This is a genomic window from Sulfitobacter sediminilitoris (assembly GCF_010667575.1).
Taxonomy (GTDB): Bacteria; Pseudomonadota; Alphaproteobacteria; order Rhodobacterales; family Rhodobacteraceae; genus Sulfitobacter; species Sulfitobacter sediminilitoris.
Window position 1 is genome coordinate 1 of record NZ_JAABNT010000047.1, and the last position, 7,851, is coordinate 7,851.

At 54.4% G+C, this 7,851-nt stretch carries 8 protein-coding genes; 2 read left to right on the forward strand and 6 right to left on the reverse strand.

All coding sequences use genetic code 11. The features are described from left to right. The first annotated feature begins 213 nt into the window (after nucleotides 1-213). Nucleotides 214-702, forward strand: coding sequence for a GFA family protein (locus GV827_RS22680; protein WP_164356527.1), 489 nt, complete (start codon nucleotides 214-216; stop codon nucleotides 700-702). 396 nt (nucleotides 703-1,098) lie between these two features. On the opposite strand, the gene groL is transcribed toward GV827_RS22680, so the two are convergent. The 6 genes from groL to GV827_RS22705 all read right to left on the reverse strand — a co-directional run bounded on the left by groL (nucleotide 1,099) and on the right by GV827_RS22705 (nucleotide 6,245). Continuing rightward, complete coding sequence (gene groL, locus GV827_RS22685) at nucleotides 1,099-2,724, reverse strand: chaperonin GroEL (RefSeq protein WP_164356529.1); 1,626 nt, start codon at nucleotides 2,722-2,724, stop codon at nucleotides 1,099-1,101. Nucleotides 2,725-2,765: 41 nt separating this feature from the next. Next, on the reverse strand, nucleotides 2,766-3,053 hold the full coding sequence (gene groES, locus GV827_RS22690; RefSeq protein ID WP_164356531.1) for a co-chaperone GroES: 288 nt from the start codon (nucleotides 3,051-3,053) through the stop codon (nucleotides 2,766-2,768). A gap of 189 nt (nucleotides 3,054-3,242) precedes the next feature. Further along, nucleotides 3,243-3,371: a hypothetical protein gene (locus GV827_RS23930; RefSeq protein WP_268895787.1), complete on the reverse strand. Its 129-nt coding sequence runs from the start codon at nucleotides 3,369-3,371 to the stop codon at nucleotides 3,243-3,245. Nucleotides 3,372-3,482: 111 nt separating this feature from the next. Next, a complete protein-coding gene (locus GV827_RS22695; RefSeq protein WP_235930701.1) occupies nucleotides 3,483-4,271 on the reverse strand; it encodes a phosphocholine cytidylyltransferase family protein in 789 nt (262 codons plus the stop codon). Nucleotides 4,272-4,332: 61 nt separating this feature from the next. Then, entirely contained in the window at nucleotides 4,333-5,100 is a 768-nt protein-coding gene (locus GV827_RS22700) for a CDP-alcohol phosphatidyltransferase family protein (protein WP_164356535.1), read from the reverse strand. Then, the gene (locus GV827_RS22705) at nucleotides 5,097-6,245 is read right to left on the reverse strand and encodes a pyridoxal-phosphate-dependent aminotransferase family protein (protein WP_328823207.1); all 1,149 of its coding nucleotides are present in this window, start codon (nucleotides 6,243-6,245) and stop codon (nucleotides 5,097-5,099) included. The genes GV827_RS22700 and GV827_RS22705 overlap by 4 nt, the downstream gene beginning before the upstream one ends. A 546-nt stretch (nucleotides 6,246-6,791) precedes the next feature. Between GV827_RS22705 and GV827_RS22710 the strand changes: the two genes are divergently transcribed. Next, nucleotides 6,792-7,586 carry a TIGR01459 family HAD-type hydrolase gene (locus tag GV827_RS22710; RefSeq protein ID WP_164356537.1) on the forward strand — a complete coding sequence of 265 codons (795 nt, stop codon included), beginning with the start codon at nucleotides 6,792-6,794 and terminating at the stop codon, nucleotides 7,584-7,586. The last annotated feature ends 265 nt before the right edge of the window (nucleotides 7,587-7,851 follow it).

Genomic DNA, 7,851 nt, shown 5'->3' on the forward strand with positions numbered 1-7,851 from the left:
CACCATACCGGCCCGCGGCTTCTGAAAATGCCGCACAATGAGGCCTGACAGAAGACCGCACTCGATCACTCCACCAATCAGTCAAAAAACTTCTTGCTTCCAGGGCGGCAACCACAGAAGCCCAAAGGAGCCAGTCGACAAACGTTTATGTCCCTGCCGCGATCAGGTAGCGTTGGATTTAATGGATAACTCTGTCGAAGGATTCAATCGGACATGACCAATGGGCAAACAGGCCGCTGTCTTTGTGGGAACGTGGAGTACAACACAGGGGGTGAACCTTTGTGGGTTACCATTTGTTACTGTCGGTTCTGCCAGCGCGCCACAGGCTCTGATAAGATGATCGAGCCGATATTCGAACGCGAACCCTTCAGGTTTACTCATGGAAACCCGTCAATTTACACGCTTCCTTCAGATGGAAGCGGTAAAGACATAAATGTCCATTTCTGCTCCGAATGTGGGACAAAGTTGGCTTTGACTTTTGAGCGATGGCCGGACCGTCTGGGAATTTATGTTGGCACCCTTGACAGACCCACATCCATTTCGGTGACGCCAGAAAACAGCAAGCACATATTTCTGTCCGAAGCGCGGCCCGGAACCATTGTGCCGCCAGGCTTCCCTTTCTACGAACGGCATGCAGCCGAGAACGACGGTACACCCATCGAACCGAACGTGCGAAAAGAACCTTACGTGGTTGAGGGTTGATTCAGGGCACCTTCGGATTTCTTTGGGCTGCTCTGTCCGCACAGCGGTCACTCAAAAGCCATTCAGTCGCCGCACAGCAGCGAATGCCTGTTTTGTCCGCTTCTGAGACATCGGACGCTGTCAAAACGAGCGGCCGGTGTTGGCAAGAATGGTCGTTGCAGCGCGAAAGCGGACGTTGCCGCGGCGGGAGGCAGTCATGAGTGGCCGCTGACGGCAGCTTTCCGGTCATCTGATGAAAAGACTCGGATGACCCAAACGAGCCCAATGCGTCGGATGCTGTAACGTGCACCAAGGAGCGCAAAGCTTCCACTGCGGTCGTTCAGGTCTGCCAGTCAGGGGCTGATTGGCGGTGACGGCCAGCGTAAACTCATCCGCTGACCGTATCTTCATTCAGATCTACATCAAGCCGCCCATGTCGGACATCGAGCTGCTGCCGTTCTTGGCTGGTTTGTCTGCGACCATTGCTTCTGTGGTGATGAGCAGACCGGCGACTGATGCCGCGTATTCCAGAGCAATCCGCACAACCTTTGTCGGGTCAATCACACCGGCTTTCAGCATATCGCCGTATTTTTCGGACTGCGCATCATAGCCAAACGTTTTGCTGGCGTTCTCGATGATTTTGCCAGCAACAACCGACCCGTCGACACCGGCGTTTTCGGCGATCTGGCGTAAAGGAGCCTGCAGAGCCTTGCGGATAATCGCAATGCCAGCGATCTGATCTGCGTTGTCACCTTTGAGGCCCTCAAGCACCTTGCCTGCATGCACCAGTGCGACGCCGCCGCCGGGCACAACGCCCTCTTGGACAGCCGCACGGGTTGCGTTCAGCGCGTCATCGACGCGGTCCTTGCGCTCTTTCACTTCGATCTCCGTGGCACCGCCGACCTTGATCACTGCGACGCCGCCAGCGAGTTTCGCCAGACGCTCTTGCAGCTTTTCCTTGTCGTAGTCCGAAGTGGTCTCTTCGATCTGAGCACGGACTTGTGTCACACGGGCTGCGATCGCGGTCTTGTCACCGGCCCCGTCAATCACGGTTGTGGTGTCTTTGGTGATGGTTATCTTCTTGGCATTGCCAAGCATATCCATCGTGACACTTTCCAACTTGATGCCCAGTTCTTCGGAAATCAGCTGCCCACCGGTCAGCACCGCAAGGTCTTGCAGCATTGCCTGTCTGCGATCCCCGAAACCGGGGGCTTTGACTCCAGCCACCTTCAGACCACCGCGCAATTTGTTAACCACAAGGGTCGCAAGTGCTTCGCCTTCGATGTCTTCGGCGATGATGAGCAGTTGCTTGTCCGCCTGCATCACGGCCTCAAGCAGGGGTACCATGGGTGCCAGAGATGACAGCTTTTTCTCGTGAAGCAGAATGACGCAGTCTTCAAGGTTTGCCGTCATCTTGGCAGGATCAGTTACGAAGTATGGGCTTAGGTAGCCGCGATCAAACTGCATGCCTTCGACCACTTCGGTTTCAGTCTCAAGGCCCTTGTTTTCTTCAACGGTAATAACGCCTTCGTTGCCGACCTTAGCCATTGCATCTGCGATCTGCTGACCGATAGCTGCTTCGCCATTGGCGGAGATGGTGCCGACTTTTGCTATCTCGGCCGTGTCTCCGACGGGCCGGGACATTGCCTTGACCTCTGCAACAACGGCTGTGACGGCTTTGTCGATACCGCGCTTGAGGTCCATCGGGTTCATACCAGCAGCAACCGACTTCATGCCTTCTTTGACAATAGCTTGGGCCAGAACCGTTGCTGTGGTCGTGCCGTCGCCAGCCTCATCATTGGTGCGCGATGCGACATCTTTGACAAGCTGTGCGCCCATATTTTCAAATGGGTCAGAAAGTTCAATTTCTTTAGCGACGGTCACGCCGTCTTTGGTGATACGCGGTGCGCCATAAGATTTGTCGATGACCACGTTGCGCCCTTTGGGCCCAAGCGTGACCTTGACGGCATTGGCGAGTGTGTTGATGCCCTTGAGCATGCGGTCACGGGAGTCCGTGCCGAATTTTACGTCTTTTGCAGACATTTCGGTTTTCCTAATTGAATGTGTGAAAGGTGCAGCGGCGTTCAGGCCATGATGCCGAGAATGTCGCTTTCCTTCATGATCATCAGTTCTTCGCCATCGAGTTTGATTTCCGTGCCGGACCATTTCCCAAACAGGATTTTGTCACCAGCTTTGACATCCATGCTGATCCGCGTGCCGGCTTCGTCCTTTGCGCCCGCACCGACCGAGACGACTTCGCCTTCCTGCGGTTTTTCCTTTGCATTTTCGGGGATGATCAGACCGCCCGCAGTTTTCTCATCGCTTTCGATGCGGCGCACGAGGACTCGGTCATGGAGGGGGGTAAACATCATGGAAATGCTCCTTCTGAAGATTTCCGGATAGGGGTGGCGTGCGTAGAGACGCATTGGCACTCGCCACTCCTGAGTGCCAATGTTAGTGAGATGGCTATACAGATAGACCGCCGCAAGTGGCTGCCGAACTATATTTCTTCGGGATATGTCATACCGAGGTTCAGCACTAGAGCGGTCAACTTCGCCGTCTTACTTTACCTTCTTGCCCGCGATCGAGATCCCAGGTTTTCCAGCATTGGAATTCGCCGTTGCAGAAACTTTCGGCTTTTCTTGCTTTGGTTTCTTAGCTTCTTTGTTGCTATTTTTCCCTTTGGCCATGGTCTGTCCTTCCAAAATGCAGCGATCCAATGCCGTATTGGCAAAGCGAGGCTGCGTTACGCATCACGCGCCGTCTAAAGACGCGGAATGAATGCTTTTGCGGGCCTATATTCAACGCCGTGGGTTCGCGCTCGCCTCGTCCAATGCCCGTTGTTGCCCGCGCGATACCGTCATGATTGGTGACCCAAACATTGCGTTTGCTGCAGCAAAATCCTCGACTGTATCGATCTCGGTCCATTTCATCCCTGTGATATCCAGAGCGTGAAACGGTACCCCTTTATCGACCAGCCGCGCGTAGGCCGATTCATAATAGTCCTGCGCATGTATCGAGCTTTCCATCATCCCTTTTAGCTCCGCGAACAGCAGTGGACCTGTGACCGGGCTAATTTTCTCGATACCGATGGATTCACCAAGTGCTGTGTCGGGATCGACGGATTTGCCAATCTCGCTGACGCGCATTTGGTCGTCTGCGATCACTTTGACCTCTTCATCGGCCAGCGCGATATTGCGGTCAATGCACAGGACGTTGGGTAGATCGCTGTCGACCAGCGCGCGCAGGATTTTAGTGTCAAACACCACATCCGCATCGAATTTGATGAACTCAGCCGTTCCCACAACCGATGATGCAAGCATCAGGGAATAGCCTGTGTTGGTATCGCGGTACCGGTCATTGATCACATAGGTGACGCGGATTCCACGGAAAGTCTTGTCCACGAACTGCTTGATCTCGTCTGCACGGTGGCCCAGCACCAAAACGAACTGGGACATCCCGCAGCTCAGGCAATTGCGGATCATACGCTCCAGAATGACAGAGCCGCCAACAGACAGCAGGCATTTTGCGCTTTTGTCTGTCAGCGGGCTTAGGCGCGACCCAATGCCAGCGGCCAAAATAACGGCCATGGGCGCGCGATTTCTTTCATATTTCATAGTTTTGTCCTGACTTCAAATGCGATGCTGATGGTTATTTCTGAATTGAATGCTTGTGGTGCGCGTCAATGTTCATGCCGCGCTGCCATGCTTTGAAGGTGCCCCAAAACACCTGACTTACTGCGAATATCCACAGCATTGGGATGAGCTGGTCAAAGATCAGCGCCCCTGACAGCATGAAGATGAACACACCCTCGTCAAAGGCGAGAACTTTGGGCTGTTCCTTGATGAACCACTTGACGTTGGCTGAGACGCCAAAGCCCGGTCCAGCCACGGGCTCCCGTCGTTTCAGGTGTGCCATCTTTGCGGGATATTCAGGATCACGCGCTGTTTCGATCTCTAACGCGATGTACTTCACATAGCCGCGCAGCCCGTAAAACGCGATGCCGATCAGGGCGAGGAATACAGGCACAACGCTGAGCGATTGCGCATAGGCCGCGTAACCAACCGCCCCAAACCAAAGCGTGACCTGGACCTGATCTGTTAATCGGTCGAAGTAGCTGCCCACAGGTGACGACACCTTGCGGTAGCGGGCCATTTGGCCGTCCATACAGTCAAGGATGTGACTGAGATGAATAAGAATGGCCGCGGCAATGAACCAGCCAGAACCACCGACCAAAATACAAAGGGTCGCGACCACAGCGATCACAAAGGATGCGGCAGTGATGCGGTTTGGCGTGATCGCTTGGATATCAACGGCCCAATAATTGGCGACGATCCCAAGTGGTGCCGTGACAAACGAAGACCACCATTCGTCATCTTTGGTTTTCGTTGCCCAAAGCCGCGTGACCTTACCCGTCATGATGAGAGCGTTGCCAGCATTGGCTCGGTCAACGCCGGAATGGTTGGATTGATGGCCTTTGGCCGGATCGGGGCGACAACGTCGGCTGCTTCTGCCTGCAGCTCCAACAACACGTCCCTCAAAGTGCTGAGGAAGAATTGAATGTCACGGTCCGACAACTCTCCGATGTTGCCGACCTGAAAGACTTTCCCTGCAAAACAGCCTTTGCCCTCGTAGATGATGATTGATTTCTCACGCAGCCTGTCACGCAAATCTCGGACCAGGATAGACGGGGGCACCTTGACTGTCGTCAGGATCGCGCACATGTCCGCTTCGTCCAGAACGAACTCAAGGTTTAGCTTCCGCATCCCCAGCCGAAGCTGGTCCGCACGGGCGCGTATCCGTGCGAAACGGTTAGTGACGCCATCGGATAGAATGTTGGTGAGCGCCTGTTCCAGGGCAAGAAACAGCGGGACAGCGGGCGTATTGGGTGTTTGGCTGTGTTGCTTGAGGAAGCCATAGAACGTCGCAAGGTTCAGGTATGTTGTCTTGGCGGCATGCAATTTCAGTTTCTTGAATTGCTTCTTGCGGCCAATCACGAAGGACAAACCAGGGTAAGACCCAATCGCCTTGGAGCTGGAACTTGAACAAAAGGCGATGTTGCAGCCTTCCATATCAACGACTTCGGCACCGACAGAACTGACACCGTCTACAACAAAAATTGCGCCATGGGCCTTCGTCAGTGCACCAATCGCTGCAAGCGGGTTCAGCATGCCCGAGCAGGTCTCGTGATGCACCATCGCGACCACATCAATCCTGTGGGTCGCGAGATAGGCCGCGATCTGGTCTGGGTCGAAAGGCGTCCCCCAAGGCTGCTGAATGAGGTGGGTGTGCTTGTTGTGAATAATCGAGGTTTTATGCAGACGCTCGCCGAATTCGCCATTCGACAGGATCAGAATTGCACCGTCCCCTACAACAGACGACAAGATCGCCTCATTTGCGGCGGTGCCTGAGCCGGTGATGACAACGGCGCGATAGCGATTACGTTTTTTGATCTCAAACAGCGTTAGCAGCTTTTGCTCTATGCGCGCCAAAAGACCGTCAAAGTCAGGTTCGCGGTGGCATATGTCTGCTTTGCAGATCGCGTGGCGGAGGGAAGCGGCCACATTTACGGGACCGGGGGTAAACAGTAGGTATTTATCCAATATAGGTTCAATCTTCTTCGACCTCGCCCCCTTGGGCGCATAGTCTCTACGCCCATGATATGTCCACGTGCGAGGGGCGCGCGCGTACTTCGAGAGGGCACTAATCGATTTCGAGAACACGGCCTGAAAAGATGCCGTGGAATATGACGTCCGAAAATTGAACGCAGGCAGAATTGAAAATGGCCTGAATCCACGATCTTTTGTGGATTGGGCAACCTTTGTATACTAAAGACCAGCGCTGTTCTGGCCGCGAAAAAAGCATATTCAAATGTATTGGTAGTCCGGAAAGGTCAGTCGAAGTAGGCAACCTTGTCGCGCGATAGCTGCGATCCCAGCGGACCGCGAAGATGCCTGTCTACAGAGCAAAACCGCAAATAGCAAGCGATCTATGCTGTACTTGATTGGGCGCACATAGAGCCGTAGGCCACAGGTCTAATGGCCCAACTCGAGCCACTCAGTGATCTTGCACCTTATTATGATGGCTTGTTCTGCGACATCTGAGGTGTCGTGCACAACGGCGTTGCTGCCTTTCCGGAAGCAGTTGATGCCCTTTGCAAATATCGGGCACAGGGCGGAGTTGTCATTCTGATCACCAACGCTCCGCGCCTGAACCACGTCATTTATCCACAACTGGCGCGGCTAGGCGTGCCGCGCGCGGCCTTTGATGCGATTGTCACGTCAGGCGATGTGGCCCGGCTTTTACTGCAAGAACAGCGAGACACGCCCTTGTTTCACTTCGGTCCGGCGCGGGATCAGTCGATCCTGGATGGTCTGACGAACCCGATGGTCGACAGCAGGAACGCCAATCTGTGCCTGCTGACCGGACCCTTGGATGATGGGATTGACAGCGCTGACATCCATCATCCTGTCCTGCTGGAAATGCGTGACAACGCCGTCAGTATGATCTGCGCTAACCCTAATCCGGTCGTAAGAAGCGGCGACCGTATGGTGATCTGTGCGGGATCCATAGCACAGATGTACAACGAACTTGGCGGCAAGGTCACCTATGCGGGCAAGCCAGAGGCACCAATCTACGACGCGGCCATGACGCAAATGACCATTGCAGCAAGGCGAACTTTACCGAAACGCCGCATACTTGCTGCGGGTGATGGCATGCTGACAGATGTCAAAGATGCTGTTCAGAACGGGTTTGACGCCTACTTTGTCGCGGGTGGCATTCATTCTAACGAAATGGGCGAGATGCAGAGCCCCGGGAGCTTAGGGCGTGTTTATGGCCTCATCAGGCTTCAGTTTACCGACGTCAAACTTGCTGGAATCTGCGACCAATTGCGCTGGACCTGAACGAAGAAGATCGAATGGCGGATCACTCTGATAGCCTTCTTCACAGCGGGATCCCTTTTTCTGTCTACGGTCGCAATGTGACGAAACCCGTCATTGCTGCAACCGCAGCGAATTCACACTTCGTCCGCATGTGAGACATCCGTAACCGGCGCAGCGTACGACCGGTTTGGATTTCGGCCAATTTGTACGAGTTCAATGGCCGCTTTCGGGAAACGGTGCTGCGCCGCCGCGTCTGGTTGAGAAATTTGATTGTCGCGCGTAGGGA

Excerpts from the sequence above, each read along its gene's own strand:
- GV827_RS22680 (WP_164356527.1), top strand. The coding sequence starts at position 214 with ATGACCAATGGGCAAACAGGCCGCTGTCTTTGTGGGAACGTGGAGTAC.
- groL (WP_164356529.1), bottom strand. The coding sequence starts at position 2,724 with ATGTCTGCAAAAGACGTAAAATTCGGCACGGACTCCCGTGACCGCATG.
- groES (WP_164356531.1), bottom strand. The coding sequence starts at position 3,053 with ATGATGTTTACCCCCCTCCATGACCGAGTCCTCGTGCGCCGCATCGAA.
- GV827_RS23930 (WP_268895787.1), bottom strand. The coding sequence starts at position 3,371 with ATGGCCAAAGGGAAAAATAGCAACAAAGAAGCTAAGAAACCAAAGCAA.
- GV827_RS22695 (WP_235930701.1), bottom strand. The coding sequence starts at position 4,271 with ATGGCCGTTATTTTGGCCGCTGGCATTGGGTCGCGCCTAAGCCCGCTG.
- GV827_RS22700 (WP_164356535.1), bottom strand. The coding sequence starts at position 5,100 with ATGACGGGTAAGGTCACGCGGCTTTGGGCAACGAAAACCAAAGATGAC.